Origin of the sequence: Enterococcus sp. AZ071, from assembly GCF_050499065.1 — a bacterium.
Taxonomy (GTDB): Bacteria; Bacillota; Bacilli; order Lactobacillales; family Enterococcaceae; genus Enterococcus_A; species Enterococcus_A ferrettii.
In genome coordinates, this window is the sequence record NZ_JBIPAS010000001.1 from 2,275,058 (window position 1) to 2,301,685 (window position 26,628).

24 protein-coding genes are annotated in these 26,628 nt (G+C 39.1%); 2 read left to right on the forward strand and 22 right to left on the reverse strand.

All coding sequences use genetic code 11. The features are described 5' to 3' along the window. Nucleotides 1-147: 147 nt before the first annotated feature. From ftsH to pth, 9 genes are all read right to left on the reverse strand, one after another. Complete coding sequence (ftsH, locus tag IGI49_RS11310) at nucleotides 148-2,223, reverse strand: ATP-dependent zinc metalloprotease FtsH (protein ID WP_207701533.1); 2,076 nt, start codon at nucleotides 2,221-2,223, stop codon at nucleotides 148-150. An 85-nt stretch (nucleotides 2,224-2,308) separates the two neighbouring features. Next, complete coding sequence (hpt, locus tag IGI49_RS11315; RefSeq protein WP_429964558.1) at nucleotides 2,309-2,854, reverse strand: hypoxanthine phosphoribosyltransferase; 546 nt, start codon at nucleotides 2,852-2,854, stop codon at nucleotides 2,309-2,311. Nucleotides 2,855-2,866: 12 nt separating this feature from the next. Then, nucleotides 2,867-4,207, reverse strand: a complete 1,341-nt coding sequence (gene tilS / locus IGI49_RS11320; RefSeq protein ID WP_429964559.1) for a tRNA lysidine(34) synthetase TilS — start codon at nucleotides 4,205-4,207, stop codon at nucleotides 2,867-2,869. 59 nt (nucleotides 4,208-4,266) lie between these two features. Further along, a complete protein-coding gene (locus IGI49_RS11325; protein WP_207701536.1) occupies nucleotides 4,267-4,710 on the reverse strand; it encodes a S1 domain-containing RNA-binding protein in 444 nt (147 codons plus the stop codon). 45 nt (nucleotides 4,711-4,755) lie between these two features. Next, a complete protein-coding gene (locus tag IGI49_RS11330; protein ID WP_207701537.1) occupies nucleotides 4,756-5,181 on the reverse strand; it encodes an FtsB family cell division protein in 426 nt (141 codons plus the stop codon). A gap of 76 nt (nucleotides 5,182-5,257) precedes the next feature. Beyond that, entirely contained in the window at nucleotides 5,258-5,527 is a 270-nt protein-coding gene (locus IGI49_RS11335; RefSeq protein WP_207671819.1) for an RNA-binding S4 domain-containing protein, read from the reverse strand. A gap of 4 nt (nucleotides 5,528-5,531) precedes the next feature. Further along, nucleotides 5,532-7,121: a putative polysaccharide biosynthesis protein gene (locus tag IGI49_RS11340; RefSeq protein ID WP_429964995.1), complete on the reverse strand. Its 1,590-nt coding sequence runs from the start codon at nucleotides 7,119-7,121 to the stop codon at nucleotides 5,532-5,534. 12 nt (nucleotides 7,122-7,133) lie between these two features. Beyond that, nucleotides 7,134-10,646 carry a transcription-repair coupling factor gene (gene mfd, locus IGI49_RS11345; RefSeq protein ID WP_429964560.1) on the reverse strand — a complete coding sequence of 1,171 codons (3,513 nt, stop codon included), beginning with the start codon at nucleotides 10,644-10,646 and terminating at the stop codon, nucleotides 7,134-7,136. Between the two features lie 15 nt (nucleotides 10,647-10,661). Beyond that, the gene (gene pth, locus IGI49_RS11350) at nucleotides 10,662-11,219 is read right to left on the reverse strand and encodes an aminoacyl-tRNA hydrolase (RefSeq protein ID WP_207701539.1); all 558 of its coding nucleotides are present in this window, start codon (nucleotides 11,217-11,219) and stop codon (nucleotides 10,662-10,664) included. 303 nt (nucleotides 11,220-11,522) lie between these two features. Here pth and IGI49_RS11355 point away from each other — a divergent pair, with 303 nt between their 5' ends. Then, nucleotides 11,523-12,506, forward strand: coding sequence for an L-lactate dehydrogenase (locus IGI49_RS11355; protein WP_429964996.1), 984 nt, complete (start codon nucleotides 11,523-11,525; stop codon nucleotides 12,504-12,506). A 146-nt stretch (nucleotides 12,507-12,652) separates the two neighbouring features. Beyond that, entirely contained in the window at nucleotides 12,653-14,059 is a 1,407-nt protein-coding gene (locus tag IGI49_RS11360) for a L,D-transpeptidase family protein (protein ID WP_429964561.1), read from the forward strand. 41 nt (nucleotides 14,060-14,100) lie between these two features. On the opposite strand, the gene IGI49_RS11365 is transcribed toward IGI49_RS11360, so the two are convergent. From IGI49_RS11365 to def, 13 genes are all read right to left on the reverse strand, one after another. Beyond that, nucleotides 14,101-14,823, reverse strand: a complete 723-nt coding sequence (locus IGI49_RS11365) for a YebC/PmpR family DNA-binding transcriptional regulator (RefSeq protein ID WP_429964562.1) — start codon at nucleotides 14,821-14,823, stop codon at nucleotides 14,101-14,103. Nucleotides 14,824-14,903: 80 nt separating this feature from the next. Then, entirely contained in the window at nucleotides 14,904-15,407 is a 504-nt protein-coding gene (locus IGI49_RS11370) for a VanZ family protein (protein WP_429964563.1), read from the reverse strand. Between the two features lie 64 nt (nucleotides 15,408-15,471). Beyond that, nucleotides 15,472-16,869 (reverse strand): PcsB-like coiled-coil domain-containing protein, encoded by a 1,398-nt coding sequence (locus tag IGI49_RS11375; protein WP_429964564.1) that lies wholly within the window; start codon nucleotides 16,867-16,869, stop codon nucleotides 15,472-15,474. 206 nt (nucleotides 16,870-17,075) lie between these two features. Continuing rightward, on the reverse strand, nucleotides 17,076-17,600 hold the full coding sequence (gene mreD / locus IGI49_RS11380; RefSeq protein WP_207701543.1) for a rod shape-determining protein MreD: 525 nt from the start codon (nucleotides 17,598-17,600) through the stop codon (nucleotides 17,076-17,078). After that, nucleotides 17,597-18,457: a rod shape-determining protein MreC gene (gene mreC, locus IGI49_RS11385; protein WP_207701544.1), complete on the reverse strand. Its 861-nt coding sequence runs from the start codon at nucleotides 18,455-18,457 to the stop codon at nucleotides 17,597-17,599. Before mreC ends, mreD begins: the two co-directional genes overlap by 4 nt. A gap of 154 nt (nucleotides 18,458-18,611) precedes the next feature. After that, nucleotides 18,612-19,250 (reverse strand): thiamine diphosphokinase, encoded by a 639-nt coding sequence (locus tag IGI49_RS11390; RefSeq protein WP_429964565.1) that lies wholly within the window; start codon nucleotides 19,248-19,250, stop codon nucleotides 18,612-18,614. Further along, complete coding sequence (rpe, locus tag IGI49_RS11395; protein ID WP_207701546.1) at nucleotides 19,250-19,900, reverse strand: ribulose-phosphate 3-epimerase; 651 nt, start codon at nucleotides 19,898-19,900, stop codon at nucleotides 19,250-19,252. The genes IGI49_RS11390 and rpe overlap by 1 nt, the downstream gene beginning before the upstream one ends. Nucleotides 19,901-19,930: 30 nt before the next feature. Then, a complete protein-coding gene (gene rsgA / locus IGI49_RS11400; protein ID WP_429964997.1) occupies nucleotides 19,931-20,848 on the reverse strand; it encodes a ribosome small subunit-dependent GTPase A in 918 nt (305 codons plus the stop codon). Nucleotides 20,849-20,923: 75 nt separating this feature from the next. Then, nucleotides 20,924-23,086 (reverse strand): Stk1 family PASTA domain-containing Ser/Thr kinase, encoded by a 2,163-nt coding sequence (pknB, locus tag IGI49_RS11405; RefSeq protein ID WP_429964566.1) that lies wholly within the window; start codon nucleotides 23,084-23,086, stop codon nucleotides 20,924-20,926. Beyond that, nucleotides 23,083-23,826: a Stp1/IreP family PP2C-type Ser/Thr phosphatase gene (locus IGI49_RS11410; RefSeq protein WP_429964567.1), complete on the reverse strand. Its 744-nt coding sequence runs from the start codon at nucleotides 23,824-23,826 to the stop codon at nucleotides 23,083-23,085. Before IGI49_RS11410 ends, pknB begins: the two co-directional genes overlap by 4 nt. 12 nt (nucleotides 23,827-23,838) lie before the next feature. Beyond that, nucleotides 23,839-25,200, reverse strand: coding sequence for a 16S rRNA (cytosine(967)-C(5))-methyltransferase RsmB (gene rsmB, locus IGI49_RS11415; protein WP_429964568.1), 1,362 nt, complete (start codon nucleotides 25,198-25,200; stop codon nucleotides 23,839-23,841). Beyond that, nucleotides 25,200-26,141: a methionyl-tRNA formyltransferase gene (fmt, locus tag IGI49_RS11420; RefSeq protein WP_429964569.1), complete on the reverse strand. Its 942-nt coding sequence runs from the start codon at nucleotides 26,139-26,141 to the stop codon at nucleotides 25,200-25,202. Before fmt ends, rsmB begins: the two co-directional genes overlap by 1 nt. Next, the gene (gene def, locus IGI49_RS11425; RefSeq protein WP_429964570.1) at nucleotides 26,134-26,625 is read right to left on the reverse strand and encodes a peptide deformylase; all 492 of its coding nucleotides are present in this window, start codon (nucleotides 26,623-26,625) and stop codon (nucleotides 26,134-26,136) included. Before def ends, fmt begins: the two co-directional genes overlap by 8 nt. Nucleotides 26,626-26,628: the final 3 nt, after the last annotated feature.

Genomic DNA, 26,628 nt, shown 5'->3' on the forward strand with positions numbered 1-26,628 from the left:
TCTCCTTATCCTTGTTGCTGCCTTTCCTATAGACAATCTTACTCGTGATTGCATCATACTAGGACTTACACTTTTTTTCAACTTCCCAGTACCACTTTAAAAGAAATACAAAAAAGCATGCCAGCTAAGGCATGCTTCTCTCAAAAATTATTGTTCATTGTCGCTTGTATCGTCAGGTGATTCGATTGGTTCATCATCGCCATTTGGATCATTATGTTTCTTTTCATCCAGAGCTTGCTTTTCAGCATCTTTTTCTTCTAACGCACGTTTTGCTTCCTCAAAAGTTTGGGCTTGAGTTCTTTCGCTAGGATAAAGGCTACCTTGTCCTTCTGGCATTTGACCAGTTTCAAACAATGACTTAATTGCTTTAGCATCTAAAGTTTCAAATTCTAATAGTTTTTCAGCAATTAATTTGTGTTGTTCACGATGTTCTTCAATAATCTGACGAGCCTTATCGTGAGCCTCCATCAAAATCTTACGAACTTCCTGATCAATTTCAAAAGCTACTTGTTCAGAATAGGCCTTAGTTTGACCGTAATCCCGACCAACGAACACTTGGTGATTGCCTTCATATTGAACTGGTCCAAGCTTATCACTCATTCCATATTCCGTCACCATACTTCGAGCCAAAGCAGTAGCTTGTTCAAAGTCATTAGAAGCACCCGTTGTTTGAGCATCAAACACGATTTCTTCGGCAGTACGTCCACCTAGTAAACCAACAATTTGTTCAAACATATCTTCTTTAGACATCAACATTTGATCCTCTTTTGGCAAGGCGATCATGTAACCGCCGGCGCGTCCTCGAGGAATAATGGTTACTTTGTGAACAACACGAGCGCGATTCAAGACCATACCAATAATGGTGTGTCCTGCTTCATGATAAGCCACCATTTCACGTTCATGCTTACTAATAACTCGGTCTTTCTTAGCAGGTCCTGCAATTACGCGATCTTCTGCTTCGTCCACGTCTGAAGCATCAATTTTCTTCTTATTACGACGAGCAGCAACTAATGCTGCTTCATTCAAGACATTCTCTAAATCTGCACCAGCAAAACCTGGCGTTTGTTGTGCAACAACCTTCAAATCAACGTCATCTGCCAATGGTTTGTTACGAGAATGCACTCGTAGAATGGCTTCACGCCCTTTGACGTCAGGTCGACCAACTAAAATTTGACGGTCAAAACGCCCTGGGCGCAACAGTGCTGGGTCTAATACATCTGAACGGTTCGTTGCAGCAACAACAATAACACCTTCATTGCCATCAAATCCATCCATTTCAACTAATAATTGATTCAAAGTTTGTTCACGTTCATCGTGACCGCCGCCCATGCCAGCTCCACGTTGACGACCGACAGCATCAATTTCATCAATAAAGATGATCGCAGGTGCATTTTTCTTCGCAGTTTCAAACAAGTCACGGACACGGCTTGCACCGACCCCAACAAACATCTCCACAAAATCAGAACCAGAGATTGAATAGAATGGGACCCCTGCTTCACCAGCTACTGCTTTTGCAAGTAAGGTTTTACCTGTTCCGGGAGGTCCTTCCAACAGTACACCTGCTGGAATACGAGCGCCCAATTCAACGAAGCGTCGTGGATCTTTTAGGAATTCTACTACTTCTACTAATTCTTGTTTCTCTTCTTCTGCACCGGCTACATCGGAGAAGCGTACACGATTGGCTTTCTTGTCAGCTTCTTTAGCTTTTGACTTGCCAAAGTTCATGACACGGCCATTGCCGCCACCGCCGCCACCTTGTTGACCCATGATCATGTAAAAGAAGAAAACCATCAGTAAGATCGGTAAGAAGCTCACAAGTAAGGTTACCCACATGCCACTGCTGGATTCCTCTTGCACTTCTGTTTTGATTCCATTTTCGCTAGCAAGTTTAGTCACTTCACTTAATGTAGAATCATTTGGCAATACAATAGTACTAAAATGTGTAGTTGAACTTTCAGTTGAACCAATGATGTTCAAACCACCAGTATTAGCTACTTCTTGCTGTTCATTGTATTCCCCAGTGATTTTATAAACCCCACTCGCTGGCTGAATTCTGAATTCTTTGATTTTTCCTTCTTTTAGCTGTTCAGTGAAAGTGGAATACTCGATATCTGGCGATTGGGTACGATTGTCTCCAAAAAGGAAATACACAACCATGACCATAGCCAAGATGACGAGGATATAATAGAGAGCATTTTTAGCCCCCTTTGGGTTTTTATTCATACGTTTCCTCCTCGTATTGTTGCTTTCTTAAAATTTTATCAATCCTGACCTTTATAGTATATCATAATGTGAATTGTTCCTGTCACTAATTTGATTGATAAACTTCAGGTTTCAAAATACCGACATATGGCAAATTACGATAAATTTCAGCATAATCCAAGCCATATCCTACTACAAATTCATTTGGCACATTAAAACCAATATAGTCAGCTTCAATATCAACAATACGACCTTCCGGTTTATCTAACAGTGTAACAATTTTTACTGATTTGGCTTTGCGGTATTTAAACAATTCAACCAAATAATGAAGTGTACGGCCGCTGTCGATGATGTCTTCTACAATCAACAAATCGCGTCCTTCAACATTCGTATCCAAATCTTTGATGATCTTTACCTCACCTGAGGAAACTGTTTGATTTCCATAGCTCGATACATCCATGAAATCTAATTCCAAATAAGTGTCGATCTCACGAACAATGTCCGCCATGAACGGAACAGCCCCTTTTAAAATACCAACCACTAATGGATTTTTGTCTACATAATCCTTCGTTAATTCTTTGCCTAATTCAGCACAACGTTGTTGAATTTCAGCCCGATCTATTAAGACTCTTTCAATATCCTTTCCTTGCATGAGAGGCTCCTTTCAATGATACAAATAATAGTCCAGTATGTAGTGTATTCTATCAGTTTCATTCCCAATACTCAAATAGGAATTAACAAAGGGGATGACGCTTAGAACTTCTCCTCCAGCGTCCGTGACGACCCACGCTTGCTCTCTTTTATTTCGAGGGATTTTTTCATCGATAAAATAACGACTAACCTTTTTTCTTAAATTTTCAGCAAGCTGAATTCGATCACCCGGTTCTCTTCTTCTTACAATCAAAGGCAATCGAACCATTGTTGGGAGAACTGCAGAATAGTCCCCATTTCGTTCAATACTTCCATCCTTTTTTAAGACTAACTGCTCATTGGGAGATAATTCTATAGTTTCGTTACTATTCAATGAATAGATTTCTTGAATAGTAACGTTCTCTTTGGCTATCGTATATGTTTGATAACTGGCGGAGAACTGCCACTTCTCTCCTAAATCCATACTCCATTGAGCTTCTCCATTACTGAATAAATGGACCAATTGGAAAAGCTGTCGTTGTGAGACCACCAATTGAGTCTCCTGGTAAATTTCTTCAAATAAGAAAGCCAAAAAATAATAACGTAAACCCTCTTCAGATGGTAAATCCTTTTGTATAAAACGCCATCGTTGTTTTTGGTAAACAACATTGTTTAAATTTTCTTTTAGAGCGCCTCGCAGTCCATCTTCTGCCCACGTTAACTGCTGCTGAAATTGTTGACTATGTTCTAAAAGTTTTGGATTTTCCTCTTTCAATACAGGCAACACTTGATGTCTAATACGATTTCTAGCATACCGTAAAGTAGCGTTACTTGAATCCTCAAAATAGGGAACTTCTTCTTTTAAAGCATAATTAACTAGCATTTGCTTTGAAAAAGATAATAACGGCCTAAATAATGTTCCATCACCAAATGAACGTCTCCGCTGCATCCCTGCGTGGCTTAATAAACTTCCACCTCGAGTAAAACGCATCAACATCGTTTCAATTTGATCGTCTCCATGATGAGCCGTTAAAAGCAATGGAAAACCCGCTTCTTTCATCACTTCGGCAAAAAAGGTGTAGCGAAAATCACGAGCTTTAACTTCAATACCTGATTCAGGTAGCGTCTCCCATTTTTTTTCATAAAATTCGTGGTGATGCTCGTAGCAATAGTTTTTCAAAAAAATCGCTTCTTTAGCAGATTCCTTTCTTAATTGATGATTCACGTGAGCTACACCAATCTTCAAACCAGTACGTGTGCTCAATTTTTCTAACAATCGTAAAAGAACCATAGAATCTACCCCAGTAGAAACTGCCACTAAAATTCGTTCTACCGTTTGAAGTTCAGGATTACGTTGCAAAAACTTCTGTTCCATTTCGTCTCTCCTATTGAAAAAAGCTGAAATTCACGATGAATTTCAGCTAATCACTTAATTTAGTTGCGTCGACCGCCTCGGCCGCCACGTTTGCCTTCTGTATTACGCTTTAAGGATGATAAACGATCATCGCTATCCTTTAAAAAGGAACTCATCAATGTATCGAAGTCTTCTTTTTTGTTCTTTGAAAAATTCCCCTTTGGTTGCGGACGAGTTGGACGACTTTCACGTTTTTCTCGGACAAAGGGTTTCTTTTCAGGTTGCGGTTGATCTTGGGCTTTACGAATAGACAAACCAACTTTTCCATCATTACCTACAGAGGTAACTTTTACTGTCACTTCATCGCCTACAGATAATACATCATGGATGTCTTTAACAAATCCATTGGAAATTTCACTGATATGGACTAAGCCTGTTTTCCCTTCCCCTAAATCGATAAACGCACCAAAATTGGTGATACCGGACACTTTTCCTTGCAGCTTAGCTCCTACTTCGATTGACATAAAAAGATTGTTCCTCCTATTTTTTTACCTATTTATTAAAACCGCTTATTCCGCAGTTTCTGACTTTACAATTTCGTCGGATGACGATTTTTGTGCAGTTTTGTCTTGGTCAGGCAAAACAAACACTAATTCACCATCTTTGGAATAATAATAGCGGCTACGCGCTAATTTAGCAACATAATCGTCATCTTGCAACAAAGAAACATCCTGTTTCAAGGTTGATACCTGTTGATCAAGCTTTGCAGATTCTGCTTCTGTTTTAGCTTGAATCGCTTTTAGCTCAGTTAAATGCTGATGCTCACCAAATAATTGAACGCCCATAATAATGAAAACAAACGCAGCTATCAAAAAAAGTGCAGTTAAACGACGACGTTTGAAAATCAATTGGCGCTGTTGCTTTTGAAACTTTTTATATTGTTCTTTAGCATAAGGCGTATCTAGTGCGGCTACCTTCAGCTTTTTTTCACCCATTTCGTCAAGCTCCTCTTTTCTTGAGTTTCTTTCCTATTATAGCAATTTCAAATTCTAATGTCTATTTGAAATAACCTTAATTAAGGTTATTTTCAACTCTTGTTTCTTGAATAATCTCATACATTCCAGCAGCGTCTTCTTTTTTAGTCGACTCATGCAACGCAGCTACCTTTGCTTCCATAATTTTATTCCCAAATTGAACACGTATGACATCACCAATTTTGACATCAGTTGAAGATTTAGCTAGCTTTCCATTTACTTGAATCCGTCCTTTGTCAGCTACTTCTTTCGCTACCGAACGTCGTTTAATAATTCTTGAGATTTTCAAAAATTTGTCTAAGCGCATAAATTTATTTTCCTCTCCACTTTAATCGTAATATTTTCGAACCCATTGGAAGCATTAACCATTCTCTAGTTGTTAGCAGTTTCAAACGAATTGATAAAAATAAGAACATGCTAGCACCAATTAATACCCCCAGTAAGGCAACAAACAAGGCTTGACTGCGATGTTGAACTGGATTACCTAATACTGATAACACTGTGTAATAACCAAATAAACTGATTACCATACCGCCCAAACAAACAGTTAACTTCTTTCCAAATTTTCTTTCCTTTAAATAGTTGGTTATTGCCGAATCACTGCCACGGTGCAAAACAATTAAAGCGACAGTCAATCCCGCTAAAGTAGCAATACTTGCTCCCACCGTTCCCCACACTCGAGTGAATAAATTGGTTGTTAAAACTTTCAATAATAGGCCCCAGCCTGCAGCCTGTAGTGAAATTTGATACCGGTTCTGACTCTGTGCGATACTTTGATAGCTTTGGATCATCGCCATCAAGAAAATGGAAAAAACAAACAAAACTAGTGTGAGATTCCCTGAATAATCTTTAAATAAGGCAAAGTTTACATATGGGAGCAACAATACTAGGCCTAATGATGCAGCGGCAGCCACCCCACAAGTCAACCTTAGGAATATTTGGCTAGATTTGATGAACAAGCGACGGTCATGTTTAGCTAAATAGCGGGTTAAAACCGGTAAGAAACTAGAACTCAGAGCTAACGCTGCAACCAATCCTAATTGAACCAGAGGCTGTCCACGATCGTAAACTCCTTTAGCAACCTTGGCTCCGTATTCAGTAAGCCCCGAGTCAACCAGCGCTTTTTTTATTGTAAAAGAATCAATTAGCTGAAACAAGATAAGATAGCCACTGTAAACAGTCATTAAACCGCCCTCTAAAATGAGTCTCTTTATGAGAGTCTTAGACCGATCAGTAATTTTAAGAAAAACGATTGGGGTACTAGTCCCTAATACTTTACGACGATAATACTGCAAAATTAAAACAGCCGCTGCTCCACCAGCTAAAGCGCCTGCCATAGCAACGGTTCCGGTATGGTAAACATTCCAATGAAACTGTTGAAAAGACCAGGCTGCTATTAAAATAACCCCCACTCGAATTAATTGCTCAACTACTTGCGAAACAGCAGTAGGAACCATCATTAATTTCCCTTGGAATTCACCACGGGTTATTGACAATAGAGGCATTAATACAAAAGTAAAGGATACGACTTGGATGAGCGAGGCTAACCTTGCGTCACCCATTCCATTAGCAATTTGACGACTTCCAAAAAAAGTAATTGCCCATAATATTAATCCTAAACCGGTAACTAATGGAAATAGCTCAGTAAGGGCGGCCCGCTGCTCTCTAGGTCCATTTTTCTCAGCTACATATTTTGAAATAAACTGCGGCAATCCTGAAAGTGCCAAGGTCATGGCAATCCCATAAATAGGATACACCTGCTGATAAACGTAAAAGCCTTCATCTCCAGCCAGATTTTGATAAGGTACGCGATAAATGGCACTTAAAATTTTTGCAACAAAGGAAGCTGCAGTCAGCACAAAAGCACCACGCATCATGACTTTCATTTCTTTGTTAGCCAGTGCCATCAGCTCCTAATCCTTGTATTTTTGTTCACGCAGCGCCTTAACAAATTTCGTTAATTCTCGCAACCAAACTGCCTGATCCATTTTAGGTTGTATGACCAGCTTAATGACCATCTTCTCTTTCTCAACACCTAAAGTAGCTTTCAATTTCGTAGCACTCAAGGCTTCAAACAATTGTTCTACTGCATAAGCTTTGGTTCCCACCTTACTTAATGTGATAATTAATTGTTGATCACGTTTAGCAATACTTTCAATGAGTGCGCGATCACCATCCATTTTCACTTGTCCAACGTTCAGTAAATTGGCTACTTCATCTGGGTAATCACCAAAGCGGTCAACCAAGTCAGCCTCCACCTCATCCAGCATTTCCCGACTTTCCAACTCGCGAATTCGTTTGTAAATCTCAATTTTTTGTCGCTCATCTTCAATGTAAGTTCCCGGAATATATGCATCGATACCTATATTGATTTCAACTGAAGTTCGTTCAGTCTGCGTATTCTTTCCTTGCTTACGATCAACAGCCTCTGTCAACATTTGAGAATACATATCAAACCCAACCGCATCGATAAAGCCATGTTGCTGTGCCCCCAATAGATTTCCGGCACCTCGAATAGATAAATCACGCATCGCAATTTTAAAGCCAGAACCTAGTTCGGTAAAATCCTTAATGGCTTGCAATCGTTTTTCGCTAACTTCGTTTAATATTTTCTGTGGTTCATACATAAAATACGAATAGGCAATTCGATTGCTCCGACCAACCCGTCCTCTTAGTTGATATAAGGTAGACAAGCCCATATAATCAGCATTTTCTACAAATAATGTATTTACATTGGGGATATCTACCCCTGTTTCAATAATCGTAGTAGTCACTAAAACATCATATTGACCCTCAATGAAATCCAGCAAAGTATTTTCCAGTTGAACCTCCGTCATTTGTCCATGAGCAAACCCTATCCGAGCGTCCGGCACAAGCATTTGCAATTCTTCAACTTTGCGTTCAATTGTTTCGACTCGATTATATAGATAAAAAACTTGCCCACCACGAGCCATTTCGCGCTCAATTGCCTCACGAATAGCTCCTGGATTAGTTTCCATGACATAAGTTTGAATAGGATAACGATTTTCTGGGGGTGTTTCAATTACTGATAGATCACGAACGCCTAGCATAGACATGTGCAAGGTACGAGGAATCGGCGTTGCAGTCAGTGTCAATACATCTACTTGAGAGCGCAATTGTTTCAGTCGCTCCTTGTGTTTTACACCGAAACGTTGTTCTTCATCTATTATCAACAAACCTAAATCAGCAAATTTCAAATCCTGTGAAAGAATACGGTGGGTTCCTACTACTATATCTACTTGACCTGTGCGTAATTGTTCAATCGTTTCCTGCTGCTGCTTTTTCGTTCTAAAGCGGCTGAGCATAGCAACTTTAACAGGGAAATTTTCAAACCGTTCAATCATTGTATCATAATGCTGTTGAGCTAAAATCGTAGTTGGAACTAAAAAGGCAACTTGTTTATTTTCCTTAATTGCTTTAAAAGCTGCTCGTAGTGCTACTTCAGTTTTCCCAAATCCAACATCTCCGACTAGCAGACGATCCATTGGCCGCGGCTTTTCCATATCATGCTTGATTTCAGCTGAGCTGCGCAATTGGTCATCTGTTTCAGTATACGGAAATGCATCTTCAAATTCTTTTTGATACTCATCATCTGGCCCAAAAGCATACCCACGTTCGGCTTCCCGTTTAGCATATAACTCAATTAAATCATCTGCAATATCTTCAATCTTTTGTGAAACTTTACGTTTTGTTTTACTCCACTCACTGCCACCTAATTTATTGATTTTAGGTGGTTTTGCTTCTGATGCAACATATTTTTGGATTAGATTTAATTGCGTAACCGGAATAAACAATTTATCATCTTTTTGATAGAGAATAGTCATGTAATCTTGATGGACACCATCAATTTCTATAGTTTCCATACCAATGTATTTACCAATACCATGATTTGCATGAACTACATAATCGCCAGCTTTTAATTCGTTATAACTCTTTAATCGTTCCGCATTGGAAATAGTTTGACGACGAGCGCGCTTTTTAGTGACTTTCTGGAAAATTTCGCGTTCAGTTACAACAACGACATGATCTTGCGGCAATTCAAAACCAGAGGATAAATTTCCTTCAATAATTTGTGTTTTTCCAATTAATAATTGATCACTCTTCGATTGAACAGCTTGGATTTCCGCATCTTGAAATTCCTGTATCAGTTTTTCTTGACGTTCTTGATCTGAAACAACAAATATGACCGTTTGCTGCTGCTTTTGCCAACGATCCACTTCTGTTTTCAACAAAGGAATCTGACCAAAAAATTGCTGCATCGAACGATACTGAAACGCATGAATAGCTTCAAATCTTAAATTACCCATGCCTTTTTGGAAAAGTGAAAAGAAAGACGAAACCAAACTTGTCTTTTTAAGTAGACTGTTCAGATCAAGTCCAAAGCGCTGCTCGGAAAAGACTCGAAGCTCAGCTAATTTTTGTGTATGCCACTCAGCTTCCTCCCACTCCATTTCACGATTGGTCTCCATAATTCGACCGTAGTCATCGATAAATAGCCAAGCACTGCTATCTACATATTGCAGTAGAGAAGTTTCTCCCCCATACATCAAATCGGTATAATAGCGTGCTTCTTCTGTTGGAATTCCATCTTTCCATGAAGCCATTAATTGGCCATAGTAATCCTTTAAAAACGTTTGATCCGCTTTTTCTTTGGTAACAGCTAAGCGATTTTCTAATAACTGACTTACCTTCTCAATCCCACGGTCCAAATCAGTTTGATCAAATACTAATTCGGTCGTCGGGCCAATCCATATCTCTTCTAAATTGATAACTGAACGTTGCGTATCAGCCTCAAAGTAGCGGATAGAATCAACTTCTATATCAAATAATTCCACTCGAATCGGATAACTCGTAGTAAGAGGGTAAATATCGACGATGCTTCCACGCATACTAAATTCACCTGGTTTGCCTACCATCGATTGACGTTCGTACCCCATCAAAACCAACTGTTGAGCTAAATTCTGTAAATCAATTTCACTTCCGATTTGCCAGTGCAGCTGGTTGTTTTGCCAAGTTGTTGGTGCTGGTAGATATTTGCGTAAAGCTGCTGAGGGCACAACATAAATACCTTTTTTTCCTTGACTTAAGGCTGTTAAAGTTTCGACACGCTCTGCTCGTGCCTCGGGTGAAGAAAAAGCCATCTCAGCAGATAGCACCTCATCAACTGGAAAAAGATACACATCATCCATAACTTGACGCAATTCTTCTGCCAACTGGTTGCTATAATAGAGATTTGGAACGACTATAATAATCTGTCGCTGATATTTCTCATAGGCTCCAGCCATTACCAAAGCCTTTGCAGAACCAGATAACCCAACTAACAATTGGCGCTTTGCTTGTTGTTCTAACTGCTCATGCCACTGTTTGATTAGTGGTGTATGATTAATTATTTCAATTAAATTCATGGCTGAACCACCTCCTTAATTAAATCGATTCATGGTTTGAATGAAATCATTACTTTCAATAAAGAACTCTGCAGCCTCCGCTGCTCGATCCACACAAGCCAAAATTTCTGGTTGCTCCTCTTTTGAGAACGTACTTAAAACATGATTAACAACCGTTTTTCCATTTGGTCGACCGATACCAATTTTGATCCGGTTGAATTCTTGACTATTCAAATGAGAAATAATACTCTTTATTCCATTATGCCCACCAGCGCTTCCTTTTTGACGCAAGCGCAGTTTGCCAAACGCTAAATCCAAATCATCCTGAATAACCACTAGTTCTTCTGGATAAACACCAAAATAAGTCATTAAAGGCCCCACAGCCCTTCCTGACTCATTCATAAATGTTAATGGTTTCACTAAAAGAATTTTTTCGCCATTTACGAAAAAATCCGCCACCTCTGCCTCAAATGTATGTTTCCTAAATGTTGCTCCATGTTGCTTTGCTAATAAATCAACGGCCATAAAGCCAACATTATGTTTTGTACTTTCGTATTTTTTCCCTGGATTTCCCAGGCCTACTATCATTTTCATTCTTTTTCCTTTCACCTTAAGCATGACAAAATGCTGGACTGCCATAAGGCGGTCCAGTGTTCCTACATAGTATAACACAAAATAAACTGTAATGGTCAATTCCTACTTTTAAGACTTGTTAAAAGTTAGGCATTTCATTAAGAACTCTCATTTTACTGTTCCCTTTCGTCTCATCCTTTAAACCGTTTTCCACTATAACAACGATTAGAACTGTATTAGTTTTGAGCGAAATACGTGACAAAATTTACAAATCAATGGTATGATATCAACGATAAAACAAATAAAGGAAGGGACTGGTACACAATGACTGCAGCTGCAGGAAATGTTAAAACCCATCAAAAAGTAATTTTAGTCGGAGACGGTGCCGTAGGATCAAGTTACGCGTTCGCTTTAGTTAACCAAAATATCGCCCAAGAAATCGGTATTATCGATATCGATAAAAATAGAACTGAAGGAGATGCAATTGATTTATCTCATGCATTAGCTTTCACTTCACCCAAGAAAATTTACTCAGCTTCTTATGACGATGCCCATGATGCTGATCTAGTGGTTATCACAGCTGGAGCTCCACAAAAACCAGGCGAAACTCGTTTGGATCTGGTAAACAAAAATTTACGGATCAATAAGAGTATTGTTGAACAAATAGTGGCTTCTGGTTTCAACGGAATTTTCTTAGTTGCCGCTAATCCAGTAGATATTTTGACTTATTCTACTTGGAAGTTTTCGGGCTTCCCTAAAGAACGTGTTATCGGTTCAGGGACTTCATTAGATACAGCCCGATTCCGTCAAGCAATTTCTGAATTAGTTAATGTTGACCCTCGTAACGTTCATGCTTACATTTTAGGCGAACATGGAGATTCAGAATTCCCGGTATGGTCACATGCTAATGTAGCCGGTTTACAAATTTACGAGTGGGTTAAGGATAATCCCGAAGTAGATGAAGAAGCATTAGTGAACCTCTTCTTCGGTGTACGCGACGCAGCTTATGAAATTATCGAGAAAAAAGGAGCAACATTTTATGGTATTGCTGTTGCCTTAGCTCGTATCACTCGTGCTATTTTAAATGACGAAAGTGCTGTTTTCCCATTGTCTGTCTATTTAGAAGGACAATACGGACAAAGTGATATCTATATTGGTGCACCAGCAGTTGTTAATGCAAAAGGCGTCCAAAATATCATTGAAATTCCATTGACTGACGCAGAAAAAGATAAAATGAATGCTTCTGCTAGTCAATTAAAAGAAGTTATGGATAAAGCCTTTGCCGAATTAGATAGCGAAAGTAAATAGAAGCATTAAAAATACCGTGAGAGAATTTCTCATGGTATTTTTAAATATTTTTTATAAAGTGTACGAGAAAGCTCGCTTTTTGCTTGTTCTGTGGTATATTTGTTATCGATATACCATCTATTCTGTGAATTTAAGGAGTTATTTCGATGCGAAGATCTGATAGAAAGCGTTCCCGTTCCAAAGCAGGCTTAATTATCGTACTTGGTATTCTTGTACTACTAGTTGCGGGTTATGCCTTCCGTAGTACATATTTTAGTAGTCGATTTTTACCTAATACGGTAGTCAATGGTGTTGAGATTGAAAATCTCACCGTAGTGGACGCGAACAAAAAAATGGAAAAAGCTTTGTCTGACTCACCATTCGTCATTCAAATCGACGGTAAAAATTGGAAAGAAATCAATCGGCAAGACCTAGGATGGACAACAGATTATGCGGATGAATTAACTTCTATTAAAGAATCGCAAAATCCGTTTAGTTGGGGTATGCAATTGGTATCAGCTGCTGAAACAAAAGATGTAGCTGGCAATACATTAGATGAAAATGAATTGAATGCTATCAAGGAACAGGTGAAGGTCGAACTAGCTCAAGTAAACGGACCACGCACACCAACGGAAAATGCAACGATTAAACAAACGGATTCTGGTTTTGAGATTGTTGCTGAAAAACAAGGTTCTGTTATTGATGTTGATGCTGCCGCTAATGCATTTGCAGAAGCTGTTTCAACTGGCAAACATACAATCAGCATGAATGAATATTTAGCAAAACCAACGATTAAAAAAGATGATTCGCAATTGAAGAAATCATTGGAAGAAATGAATAAAGTTGCTAAAGTAAAAGCGACGTATGCTATTAATGGCAATACGTTTGATATTCCTTCTGATAAAATTCAAGACTGGCTAACGGTTGATCAAGAAGGTAAGCTTACTTTAGACCCAGAGAAAGTGACCGCCTATGTGACTGAACTTGGCCAAACTTACAACACAAAAACACAACCAACTAAATTTAATAGTACCCGTCGTGGTGAAGTGGAAGTTCCTGCTGGCAGTTACAGTTGGTCAATTAATACTGCTGATGAAACTGCAGCATTGTCTGAACAAATCCTTCAAGGAAAAGATTTTACACGTTCTCCAATTGTTGAAGGTGCTACAACAGATTCAGGTAAAGCTCTGATTGGCAACACTTATGTGGAGGTTGATTTACAAAACCAACACATGTGGGTTTACAAAGATGGCAACGTTGCATTAGAAACTGATATCGTCAGCGGGAAACCTTCTTCACCTACTCCTCCAGGGGTAAACTATGTATGGAGCAAGGAAACCAATACTACTTTACGTGGCTTCAACGATGATGGCAGTAAATATGCCAGTCCTGTAAAATACTGGATGCCAATTGATTGGACTGGAGTTGGAATTCATGATTCTGATTGGCAGCCTGCTTATGGTGGAAACTTATGGCAAACAGTTGGATCACATGGTTGTATCAATACTCCACCAGGGGTAATGGGACAAGTATTTGAACTAGTTGATTTAGGAACACCTGTATTAGTCTTTTAATTCAAAAACCGTTTGGAAAATTTCCAAACGGTTTTTTTACGTTATTCAGCAGAAGTAAATACTTCTGAAACATCCTCATCATCCTCTAATTTATCCACTAGATGTTCCAACTGTTGCTTTTGCTGTTCGTCTAATTTTATAGTTATTTGAGGAATCATTGTCAGCTCTGCTTGAGCTAGCGTGAACCCCTCTGCTTCTAATTGGTCGCGAACATTAGTGAAATCTTCAGGTGATGTATAGATTTCAAAAAATTCTGGCGAGGTTACCATATCTTCCGCTCCAGAATCTATTACCTTTTCTAACATTTCCTCCTCGTTTATTAAAATAGTTTTGCGTTCGATTACAATATAGCCTTGTCTATCAAACATATAGTTAACTGAACCCGTCTCACCCAAATTCCCACCATTTCGAGTAAACGCTACTCGCACATTAGTTGCTGTTCGATTACGATTATCTGTTAAAGCACGTACTAAAATCGCTACACCACCCGGACCATAACCTTCATAAGTGATCTCATCATAGTGTTCCCCTTCACCTAAAGCAGTAGCCTTTTTTATTGCCCGCATCATATTGTCGTTGGGCATATTTGCACTTTTTGCTTTATCCATTACTAAGCGTAGTGCAGGATTTATGTTCGAGTCGGGACCACCGGCTTTGGCAGCCATATAAATTTCACGAGAAATTTTTTGGAATATTTTCCCCCGCTTTGCATCCTGTGCATTTTTTCGACCTTGAATGTTGTTCCATTTGCTGTGTCCTGACATGGTATCTCCCCCTAGCTATTTTGTTGAAGCGCTACTATCATTTTTATCTTTAAAAAATCGTTCGTCAAGGAAAAGAAGGGCTATCGTTTTTTCAGTACTTTAGTGTAAAGAATAATCAATAAGCAAGCTGTTAATGCTCCAGTTGAATCCAACATTACATCTTGAAACAATGGAGTTCTTCCGCCAGTCAGCATTTGATGAAACTCATCCATAGCTGCATAACCTGTCGCTGAAAACCAAGCAAAAAATCCCGCAAGTAAAACTTGCTTTTGCTTCATTTTTGGTTGTAATCCCAGAAACAAGCTTCCTCCCAAAATAAAGTAGCTTCCAAAATGAGCTTCTTTGCGGATGAAGAATTCAACAAACTTTGAATAACCTAACGCTGGAATGCTTACTTTACTCCCTGCATAGGTAAAAGAAATAGAAGATAATATTCCTCTTAATGGCTCTCCACCCAATAGTCGATCCAACAATGATACTTGACTTTGCTGCTCATACGTCATAGAAGAACTAATAAATAAAATAAGGATCATAGCAAAGGCTATTCCTAAGTACAAATTTCCATTTTTACTATGTTTCTTCATTTCACTGCCTCCAAAATAAAAACCGATACGAATTTCTTCGTACCGGTCAACAAATTTTAATTGATTACATACGAACCGCAAAACTTGGTGCGAAGTATGCATATGAAGAAGTTGTAACTGTTTGTCCTGGTGCAGGAGCATGTACGTATTGACCGCCACCTAAAGCAATCGCAACATGATACGTTCCACCATGACCACCCCAGAATAACAAGTCACCTGGTTGCGCTTGATCGATTGAAATTGTTGTTCCAGCAGATTCTTGAGGAACAGTCCATCCACCAATTTCACGTCCAGCAGCTACACGATATACGTAGCTGGTAAATCCTGAGCAATCGAATGATTCAGGCCCTTTAGCCCCCCATACATATGGTTTACCAATGTGTTTCATTGCTTCAGCTACTATTGCCGAACCATTACCAGATGGTGCTAGTGTTGGAGTCGGTGTTGGAACTACTGGTGCTGGCGTTGGATCAGGAGTTGGTGCTGGTGTAGGTGTTCCTGTACCGCCATTGTTTCCATTTTCATTAGGAGCTGGTGCTGGTGTTTCTGAACTATTTGGTGTTTCTTGTGTACTTGATTGTGTTGTTTGTTCTTCAGTCGAAGGAGTAGTTGTTGTTGATTCTACTGTGCTTGATTCTGAACTTGCAACTTCACTTGAAGCAACTGTTTTTGCAGCTTGTTTAGCAGCTTCTTCATCAGCTTTACGTTGTGCTTCAGCCTCAGCTTGGGCAGCAGCCTGAGCTTCTGCAGCTTTACGTGCTTCTTCTTGAATACGAGCTTGTTCAGCTTCTGCTTCTGCTTTTTGCTGTTGCAAAGCAGATTTTTCGCTTTCAGCAGTTGCTTGTTCAGCGGCTAATGAAACTTTTTGAACATTTAGGTCAGCCTGTTTAGCAATTAGTTCACCTTTTTGGCCTTCTAATTGTGATTGGTTAGCAGCAATTTGTTCAATTTGTTTTTGGTTTTCAGCCTCTTTTTGTTCAACTTCTTGTTTATCAGCTTTTTGTTGTTCAACTAAGTCATTGTTAGCTTTCACGATAGTACTCATTGCTTGTACTCGACCTACAGCATCGCTAAATGATTCAGCGTTCAAAACAACATCAATTACATTTGAAGTGCTTTGTTTTACTTGAACGTCACGTGCTTGCTCTTGAATTGCTTTTGAACGTTTTTCAATTCGCTCTTGCAATGCACTGATTTGTTTTTGTAGATCTTCTGATTTTTGACGTAATGTCGTTTGTTCATTTAATAGGTCTTGTGCCTTTGTATTGATTGCAGCAACTTCATTTTCTAAAGAACCGATTTGAGATTCTGCAGTTACTTGTTGGTCTTGTAAATTAGAAATTTTCGCATCTTGATCAGCAATTTTATTATCGAATTCATCGGCTGAAGCTGCGGCTGGAGCTGCTAGTGCGCTTAATGTTACTGAACATACCATTAATGCTGATAACAAACTTTTTTTCACTCTTATATCCTCCGACTACTTTTACGTTTTTAGTTTATGAATTTTATTAGACTTTTTTTCTAACACATTGATGAGTTTACCATAGCTGTATGTCATGCGTATAATAGCATTGTTACAAAACCATTTCATTTTCGTTCTAATTAAAATAGTTTCTGTCACAATAAAAAAACAGGAGCCTCAGACTCCTGTTTTCAGTAAAATTTCATTTATTCTAAGCTAGCATTTTTTTGGATTAAGACTTTCCTTAAGGGGAAAATCAAGAGGATGAACAGCAAAATATTCATTCCTAGTGTTGGCCCCAAGAAACGCGTGACAAATAACTGGTTGTTGACATGAGCAAGTTGAAAGGCCATTTGCAGCAATGTACTACCCAACTCAAAAAAAGTTACAAAGATGATCATTGAAAAAAATAGAGTTAGCATACTCTGATGGATAACCCTACCAAACAGATAGATTAATGCCGCTGTCAAAGGTAAAATAACCGCATAGATACCTATTACACCGATATAATATAAGTCATACAAAACGCCTATGACTAACATCGTACCAATCGCGAATCGTTTATCTAAAACTTCAGAAACAACTAACAAAACCAAAATCATGATGTGAGCATTCATTTGGTAGTCGTCGCTGAAAAAAAGTGTAAATAAACGATTAACATGCGCATCCAGCAACATAAAGATAAATAATAACAGCGGGGCAACATACTTTAAATAACCCTTCTCAATCATTCACCCGCCTCCACCATCCGTTGCACAATCGTCACAACAGAGATATCGTACATTTGAGCATATGGCTTGATATAAACTTCTCTTTCTACACCAAAGCTGTTTGTTTTAACTTCTGCAACTGTACCTACTGGTAAATTTGCTGGTGAATTCCCACCTAACCCAGAAGTTTGGACAACATCGCCTTCTTTGATGTCTTTTTCTTTGGTAACTTTAGTGGCAACTAACTGTTGTTTCTTTTCATCATAGCTGGTCAAAATACCAAAGGAATTACCAGAATCAGAAGTGATCTTTAAAGGAAAATGATTGGTACTTTTGTTATCAGACGTAAGCAACTCTACTTTAGACGTATGCGTATTTACCTCAACGACGCGACCAATTAAGCCCTTTTGTGACATTACAGCCATATTTCCTTCTATACCATCTGCACTTCCCTTATCAACTATAAGCATATCTTGCCAAGTATCTGGCGAACGAGTAATCACATTGGCAGTTACTTTTTGAAAGCTGGTTAACGTTTGATTCAACGACAGCTCCTCTTTCAATTGTTCAATTTCTCTTTCATGATTTTCATTTTCTAACGCTACTTCGTCATATTGATCAATTTTGCTTTTCAATTGCTCATTTTCTTCATAGGCATTGATCAAATTAGATACTGCTGACGTTCCGCCAGTTATCCAGCGACCTGGCGCAGTAATGGCTTTGTCCACTACTCCTACAGTATCATTAATCATGGATTGTACAATATTAGTTTTTCCTTCACGAGCACGATTTGCTGCGGTAATCGAAATTGTCGCGATAACAATAATAACTAAAATCAGTAGGATAATGATATTTTTATTTGGATTAAACTTTCTCACAAAGGCACCTCGGGACATAATAAGATACTCTAAATTCTACCACTAACCGTCAGCTTAAAAAAGCAACGAGGCGCGATTTTAGAGAATTTTAGCAACTAAAAAAGTCAGCAGCGCAAATTGTAATTTTTTTGCTTTCTGCTGACTCAGTATTTACTTAATCTTTACTTTGTACTACTGCAACAACACCCGTTTTAAAGCTTATTATTGCTTCGCTTTGTAAAAACTCATTACTGGCTAAACTAGTAGGCTGTAAAATTTCAACATGATCCAGTGGGTACTTTACATCCTGCAATGTCAAAGCTGAAATAGGTGTTAAACAACAATAACCCAGATATTTCATACCCGATTCCTTAATTACTACATGCTCACCAGCTGTCAGATAACTAACTGTATTTGTTTGGTCCTTCAATTGAAATTGTTGAAGGAAAGGCTGAAATCTAGGTTCTACACCTAACCATATATTGGCTAATAGGTGATCTAATCGCCCACCCGTAGCACCAATGATTGTTACTTTAGCAGAGGGATAGCGTTCAAAAGTCTTAACTAGTGCTAATTGCGTATCTGTGTCATCTTTTTCAGCAGGTGATTCAGCTATTTCCCCAACTGAATCAAAAACAAGTTTACGCTCTTGAGCGGACAAAGAATCGAAATCACCTACTGCTAAATCAGGATGAATGCCTTCGTCCAATAAATAGAGAGTTCCACGATCTATACCAACGAAAAAATCAAAATCTGACACTTGAAAATCCGGCCATTTCTGGGGATTCCCACCCGCAACCAATAGAATATTCATTAATTTAAAACTTCCCGCAATGCCTCAATTCGTGCTTCCGGATCTTCGGATCCATAGATATACGAACCTGCTACAAATACATCTGCACCAGCTTCACGACACTTAGCAGCTGTTTCTGGTACAATACCTCCATCAACCTCAATTTCATAGTGATAACCATTATCTTTTCGCAACTGATCCAGCTCCGCAATTTTTTCAACAGTTTCTTCGATAAACGATTGACCACCAAATCCTGGATTTACTGTCATCACCAAGATTTGATCAATTTGAGGTAACACATATTTAATTGATTCTACTGGCGTTCCTGGGTTCAATACTACTCCCGCTTTTACTCCTGCTTGTTTGATCATTTGAACGGCACGATGAATGTGCGGAGTTGCTTCAACGTGGGCCATAATAATATCTGATCCAGCTTTAGCAAAATCTTCAATATACTTTTCTGGTGCATCAATCATTAAATGAACGTCCAACGGCAGTTTAGTAATTGGGCGCAATGAGGCTACTACACTAGGTCCAAAGGTAATGTTCGGTACAAAGTTTCCATCCATTACATCAATATGAATATAATCGACACCTGCTGCTTCAACCATCTTTACTTCTTCACCTAGACGTGCAAAGTCCGCACTTAAAATTGATGGGGCAATTTTCATTTTATTCTACTCCTTTTTCTTAGTACTAAATTAGTTTTTCTTTTTATAAATAGGTCGTCGGTTTTCAATTTCTTGTAGAAACTGCAGATAATTATCATATCTTGATTGAGTGATTTCGCCAGATTCTACTCTTCTTTTTACTTCACAACCCGGCTCTTTTACATGGCGGCACTCCCGAAAGCGACAGTATGGTGCAGCTGCTAGAAATTCTGGGAAGTCTTTCGGTAGCTCATCTACTGATAATTCCAAAAAGTCAATTGAACTAAACCCAGGGGTATCGGCGACTAATCCATCAAATAGTTCCAATAATTCAACATGGCGGGTTGTATGTTTTCCTCTTCCTAACGCTTCAGAAATTTCACCTGTTGCTAATTGTAATTCTGGTGCTAACTCATTCAACAATGTCGACTTTCCTGCACCTGATTGACCCATAAATACAGTTAATTTATCACTGAATAAGTCCGTCAGGCGATCTTTTTCTGCTAGCCCTGCAATTACAGGATATCCTAGAGATTCATAAACAGCCTTAATTTCAGCAACCTGTACTTCATCTTTCATCAAATCAGTTTTAGAAAGATAGATGACTGGATCAATTAATTTACTTTCCAATGTAACCAAAAATCGATCCAATAAATTATAAGAAAACTTTGGTTCAACTAAGCTGGTTACAACGACGCCTAAATCAACATTTGCTACTGGTGGACGGATTAGTTCATTTTTTCGCGACAACAGTTCCAAAACATATCCCTCACTGTTTTCTTCGCTGCTAAAAACTACATCATCCCCAACTAGCGGGGTCAGTCCGCGTTTACGAAAGTTTCCTCTGGCTCGGGTCTGGTGCATTTTTCCATCGCTGAATACATAATAGAAACCACTTAATGCTTTACGAATTTGTCCTTCGATGGTCCTCACTCCCTTCGATACATTCTCTCGCAACCATTGTACCATATTCAATAAACAAATATCAGTAAAAAAAACCTAAAAAAGATACCTTCCTCCAATCGGAAAAAGATATCTTCTAAATCATGGAACATTAATGCTTGTTTCACCATTTACGTTCCTAGTCACCACAGTCACACCATCTCTTTGAACCTGGATGGTCGCTTCTGATCCATCTTTGATTGTAACAGGTACGGCTTGACTATTGGAGGTCGTACTGGAATCTAAAGTGAAGGTTGCCTTATTTGTCAGACTGCTATTATTCGCATCTTTTACTAGAACAGTAATTGTTTCAGTTTGCTCATTATTCCCTTTATAACTGGCATTAATTGTTACGTTGAAATTCTGTTGCTTCACTTCTGTACCTTTTGAAACTCTCAAGGTAACAGTACTTCCGCTATCTACAGATTCACCATTTGCTGGACTGGTTGCAATAACTTTTCCAGCTTCAATACTATCAGAGAATTCTTCAGTAACAGTCGCTTTTAATCCCAGATTTTCTAATTCAATTTGTGCCTCAGCTTGTGTTTTACCATTTAGATTAGGCACAGTCACTTTGGCAGGACCTTTGCTGACTTGTAATTTGATTAATTTGTCAGCTGTCACATTAGTCCCCGGAATAGGATCTTGGCCTATTACCATTCCAGCAGCTACACTTTCGTTATCTTCATTAATTCGCTGAATTTGTTCACCATCGATTCCCAAATTTAACAAAGCAGCTTCAGCAGCTTCATAAGTCATACCTGAATAATCTCCCAAAGTAAAGGTTTGAGGACCTTTAGATACTTCAAAGGTAATCGTGTCCTTTGAAGGGTCAACTTCATTGCCTTCGGTTGGATCTTGACTAATAATGGTCCCTTTATTAACCTCGTCATTATAATCTTCATTTATCTTGATTTGACTAGAAGAGAAGCCTAAATCCCTTAAAGTCTTTCGAACATCACTAATCTGTTCACCGGTGTAATTATCTAGCTCAACTTTTCCTACACCACTGCTGACATATAAGCGAACAGTTCGATTACGGCGAATCATACTGCCAGCTTCCGGATCAGTTCGAACAACATGTCCTTCTTCAACATCGCTATCAGGAATTGACTCAGCACGCTCTACTACCTTTAACTTTGCCTCTTGCAAAGTTTGTCGTGCTTCTGCCTCGGTCATATTTTTAACATCTGGAACAGCTAACTCTTGATTAGAACTTGCAAACATGTACGCTGCAAATCCTCCTATCGCTAAAACTAAAAGTGCCAATAAAATCCATGGCCACTTCTTCCGTTTTTTCTTGGGAGGTTCAACTGGCTTATTTACCATCTTCGGAATCTCCGGTTGTTTTTCTTCCAATGGCAGTTCCTCTGTTATTGGCGTCAGAACTTTTGTTTCATCATGCATAACTGTTGGCTCCCACGGCCGTTCATCTAAGCGCCCTGGAGATAAAGCAGTCGCTAAATCTTCTGACATTTCTTCTGCAGTTTTATAGCGATCAGCCGGATCTTTCGCTGTTGCATTCATAACAATATTTTCAAGTGACTGTGGCGCTTGCGGATCAAATACTTTCACCGAAGGAATCGGATCTTGAAAATGTTTTAGTGCTATCGTTACCGCTGATTCACCATCAAAAGGAACATTTCCTGTCATCATTTCATACAAAATAATTCCTAAAGCATAAATATCTGATTGTTTCGTTGCCATGCTTCCTCGTGCTTGTTCTGGAGAAAGATAGTGAACTGAGCCTAGTAAAGAGTTCGTTTGTGTAAGGGAAGTTTCCGATAAGGCAATTGCAATCCCGAAATCAGTAATCTTCACCACACCTTCTTGATCAATCAGTACATTTTGTGGTTTTAAGTCACGATGAATAATCCCATGGGCATGTGCCAGACTAACGGCAGAAAGAATTTGCTGCATGATATCGACAATTTTAGTATAAGGGATTGGGTAATGAGTCTGAATGTATCGCTTCAAATCCATACCACGTACATATTCCATTACTAAATATTGCATATCCTCTTCTTCGCCTACGTCATATACGCTAACAATATTAGGGTGAACTAACTCAGTGGCCGCTAAGGCTTCTCTTTGAAAACGACGTATTGCTGTTTGATCATTTTGGAAGTTAAAACGCAACACTTTGATAGCAACATCGCGATCCAAAATTAAATCGTGGGCTAAAAAGACATTGGCCATCCCACCACTTCCGATACTAGCGATGATTTTATATCGGCCATTAATTATTTTCCCGATATCTATCATTCCGGTACCTCCTCCCCAAAGTGGATTAATAGTACGGTAATGTTATCGGCTCCACCAGCTTCATTGGCTTTAGCGATTAATTGACTTGTCTTATCAGCTAAAGGTTGATCATCCTCGATGATGGTCATAATTTTTTCTTCGCTTACCATGTTAGTTAAACCATCAGAACACAAAAGCAAATAGCCATCAGCATGACACGTATGATGAGAAACATCTACTTCTACAGTACCGTATACCCCAACTGACCGAGTCAATACATTTTTTTGTGGATGAACTGCGGCCATTTCCTCAGTGATTTCGCCAGATTTCACCAATTCGTTCACTAGTGAATGATCATCAGTCAACTGACGTATCGTATGGTCGTGAATATAATAGGCACGGCTATCACCAACATGAGCTAACGTAAAATTATCATCAAATAAGGCAGCACCGACAATGGTTGTCCCCATTCCCTGCATCTCGGAGTGTTCAATGCCTTCTTGATAAATTTTTTGATTTTCTTTTTGAATTTGATGGATGAACCACTGCGCAACTTTTTCACTGTCTGAAATGTCTGAAGCTTCCCAAGCGGCACCAAGTCCATTGACAGCCATTTTACTGGCCACATCTCCTGCCAAATGGCCACCCATACCGTCAGCTAAGATTGCTAATGACTTTTGTGTTTGATTCACAAAAACATTCGCATAATCCTGATTCATTTGGCGACGTCTACCGATATCAGATTGAAATTGAATTTCCAATTTTGTTCCACCTCATTTGTCATTTTTGCGCATCGCGCAGATGAAAAAGCCGTCAGTCATCAGCATTTCTGGGTATAATACCAACATCTTATCCTGAATAGCTGGTTGTAAAACATTATTTACAGCTAAATCGATCTTTTCAAATTCTGGATGAGCCTTTAGAAAAGCTGCTGTGACTTCTTGGTTTTCTTCAGAAGTTATTGTACATGTACTATAGACCAATATGCCACCTTTTTTTAACGTCGGTGCACAACTTTCTAAAATTTCTCGTTGAATTTTCGGCAATTGTTTAAAATCTTCCGGTCTTTTTTGATATTTAATGTCAGGTTTCCGACGCATTAATCCTAAACCTGAACAAGGTGCATCAATCAAAATTCGGTCAAAAAATTCTTGAGCAAAATGCTTATCTACCGTTCGAGCGTCCAGCTCTTTGGTTTCAACTACCTCAGATACATGGAGCCGTTCAGCATTTTCACGAACTAGCTTCAATTTGTGTTCATGGATGTCCAAAGCGGTAATTTTGCCTTTACCTTCAAGTAATGCTGCCATATGTGTCGTTTTTCCGCCTGGTGCTGAGCAAGCATCTAAAATTTTTTCACCTGGGTTAATTCTCATTACTTGTGCTACCAGCATGGAACTTTCATCTTGTATAGTTAGCAGTCCTGCTTTATAAAGCTTGCTTCCAGCTAAAAATCCTTTGTCAGCAATAATACCATAGGGAGATACATCACTAAGTCTTGCTTCAATTCCCTCTTCTTGTAACTGCTCAATGGCGGATTCACGACTAATCCTTTGTATGTCTACTCGTGCACTTACATGACTGGGTTCTAGCAATGAAAGACCTAATTTGCGAGTTTCTTCTACTCCTAGTTCTTGTAAAAGTTTTTCAGTCAGGTAATCTGGTAAACTAATCTCAGTTGCCAATCTTTCTATTGGGTTGGCAATATCCGTTAAAGATGGAACGCCATTTCTTTGCAAAGAGCGCAGAACGCCATTAACAAATTTACCAATTCCCGGATTGCCCTTTGCTTTAGCAATTTCCACCGCTTCATTTAAAATTGCATGATCTGGCACGCGGTCTAAAAAAATCAATTGATACACTGAAAGTTCTAAAAGACTTTGTACCCAGTTATCGATTCGTTTCGCCCGAGTTGTAAAAGGAGCCAAATAGAATGCTAGAAGTCGTTTGCGACTGACAGTACCATAAACAAGCTCGGTTAACAGTCCTGTATCTTTGTCAGCTACTTGATTTTTCTTAATCAATTCATTAAGAAGCAGATTAGAATAAGCACCGCCATGATTAATCCGTTCCACAGCCTCCAAAGCTGTATAACGTACAGAATGCAATAATTTCTTCGATATTTTTTTCGCCATTATTTCACCTTTTGACCTTCTGAAACTTGCTGACCACTGCCATTAAGGAATGCTTGAACAGCCTGTTTGCCTTTTCCGGCTGGCTGAAGTTCATGAATAGCTAAGACACTTCCTTGACCACAAGCAATGTGCAAATCCTTTTTAGTCCTTAAAATAATAGTACCTGGTTCAGCTGTGGTTGTTTCTGCTGTTGGCTCAGATTTGAAAATTTTCCAACGCGCATCTTCATAAGTTGTAAAAGCAATTGGCCATGGATGCATCCCCCGCACTTGATTGTCGACCTCTTCAGCAGTTTTGTTCCAGTCAATAGCTTCTTGTTCTCTTGTTATATTTGGTGAGAAGGTAACCTCGGCCTCATTTTGTGGAGCCGGACTTACTTCACCGTTAATAATTTTGGGCAAGGTTTCTAAAAGCAGTTCTTTACCCACAAGACTTAATTTTTCGAACATCGTTCCTACATCATCTTGTTTAGTAATGGAAATACTGCGTTGGCTGTAAATGCCGCCCGCATCCATTTTTTTAATCATTTCCATGATTGTTACCCCAGTCTCTTTTTCACCATTCATAATGGCATAGTGGACAGGTGCCCCACCCCGATATTTTGGTAACAAGGAGGCATGAACATTAATTGCCCCCAATCGTGGAATTTGCAACAGCTTTTCAGGTAAAAATTGTCCAAAAGCAGCAGTAACAATTAAATCTGGAGCCAATTCAGCAATTTTTTCCATTTCCGGTGAGCCACTGATTTTTTCAGGTTGTAAAACTAATAAACCGTGCTCAACAGCTGCGGCTTTAACCGGAGGTGGTGTAATCGTCTTTTTTCGCCCAACTGGACGGTCTGGCTGAGTAACTACAGCCGCAATTTCATAATTCTCAGTTAATAAGCCTTCCAAAATAGGGACTGAAAAAGCAGGAGTTCCCATAAATACAATTTTAGTCATCGGCATGTTCCTCCATATAACGTTCTAAATCTTCAGGTGCGATTGGATCAATTACTTGATCGATAAACAGGTTACCATCGAGATGATCGATTTCATGTTGAAACGCCCGGGATAAATAGCCATAAGCTGTTACTTCCATTTCATCACCTTCACGATCATAATAACGTACAGTTATTTCATCTGCTCGCTCAACTGTTCCATAGGTTTCAGGAATGGATAGACAACCTTCAACATCAATGGTTGTACCTTTCTTCTCAATGATCTCTGGATTAATCAAGTCAAAGCGGTCACCCTTATCAACTTCTACAACAGCCATTCGCAAATTTTTACCAATTTGAGGCGCAGCTAATCCGATACCATCATGAGCTACCATCGTCTCATACATATCATCCAGTAGTTGGACAAGTTCATCTGTTACATATTCAATTGACTGAGCCGATTGGGTCAAGCGGTGGTCAGGGTGAAGCAAAATTGGATAGTGCATGGT

What these genes read in the sequence shown, in the direction of transcription:
- ftsH (WP_207701533.1), bottom strand. Translation starts at nt 2,223, where the DNA reads ATGAATAAAAACCCAAAGGGGGCTAAAAATGCTCTCTATTATATCCTC.
- hpt (WP_429964558.1), bottom strand. Translation starts at nt 2,854, where the DNA reads ATGCAAGGAAAGGATATTGAAAGAGTCTTAATAGATCGGGCTGAAATT.
- tilS (WP_429964559.1), bottom strand. Translation starts at nt 4,207, where the DNA reads ATGGAACAGAAGTTTTTGCAACGTAATCCTGAACTTCAAACGGTAGAA.
- IGI49_RS11325 (WP_207701536.1), bottom strand. Translation starts at nt 4,710, where the DNA reads ATGTCAATCGAAGTAGGAGCTAAGCTGCAAGGAAAAGTGTCCGGTATC.
- IGI49_RS11330 (WP_207701537.1), bottom strand. Translation starts at nt 5,181, where the DNA reads ATGGGTGAAAAAAAGCTGAAGGTAGCCGCACTAGATACGCCTTATGCT.
- IGI49_RS11335 (WP_207671819.1), bottom strand. Translation starts at nt 5,527, where the DNA reads ATGCGCTTAGACAAATTTTTGAAAATCTCAAGAATTATTAAACGACGT.
- mfd (WP_429964560.1), bottom strand. Translation starts at nt 10,646, where the DNA reads ATGAATTTAATTGAAATAATTAATCATACACCACTAATCAAACAGTGG.
- pth (WP_207701539.1), bottom strand. Translation starts at nt 11,219, where the DNA reads ATGAAAATGATAGTAGGCCTGGGAAATCCAGGGAAAAAATACGAAAGT.
- IGI49_RS11355 (WP_429964996.1), top strand. Translation starts at nt 11,523, where the DNA reads ATGACTGCAGCTGCAGGAAATGTTAAAACCCATCAAAAAGTAATTTTA.
- IGI49_RS11360 (WP_429964561.1), top strand. Translation starts at nt 12,653, where the DNA reads ATGCGAAGATCTGATAGAAAGCGTTCCCGTTCCAAAGCAGGCTTAATT.
- IGI49_RS11365 (WP_429964562.1), bottom strand. Translation starts at nt 14,823, where the DNA reads ATGTCAGGACACAGCAAATGGAACAACATTCAAGGTCGAAAAAATGCA.
- IGI49_RS11370 (WP_429964563.1), bottom strand. Translation starts at nt 15,407, where the DNA reads ATGAAGAAACATAGTAAAAATGGAAATTTGTACTTAGGAATAGCCTTT.
- mreD (WP_207701543.1), bottom strand. Translation starts at nt 17,600, where the DNA reads ATGATTGAGAAGGGTTATTTAAAGTATGTTGCCCCGCTGTTATTATTT.
- IGI49_RS11390 (WP_429964565.1), bottom strand. Translation starts at nt 19,250, where the DNA reads ATGAATATTCTATTGGTTGCGGGTGGGAATCCCCAGAAATGGCCGGAT.
- rpe (WP_207701546.1), bottom strand. Translation starts at nt 19,900, where the DNA reads ATGAAAATTGCCCCATCAATTTTAAGTGCGGACTTTGCACGTCTAGGT.
- rsgA (WP_429964997.1), bottom strand. Translation starts at nt 20,848, where the DNA reads ATGGTACAATGGTTGCGAGAGAATGTATCGAAGGGAGTGAGGACCATC.
- pknB (WP_429964566.1), bottom strand. Translation starts at nt 23,086, where the DNA reads ATGATAGATATCGGGAAAATAATTAATGGCCGATATAAAATCATCGCT.
- rsmB (WP_429964568.1), bottom strand. Translation starts at nt 25,200, where the DNA reads ATGGCGAAAAAAATATCGAAGAAATTATTGCATTCTGTACGTTATACA.
- fmt (WP_429964569.1), bottom strand. Translation starts at nt 26,141, where the DNA reads ATGACTAAAATTGTATTTATGGGAACTCCTGCTTTTTCAGTCCCTATT.
- def (WP_429964570.1), bottom strand. Translation starts at nt 26,625, where the DNA reads ATGCACTATCCAATTTTGCTTCACCCTGACCACCGCTTGACCCAATCG.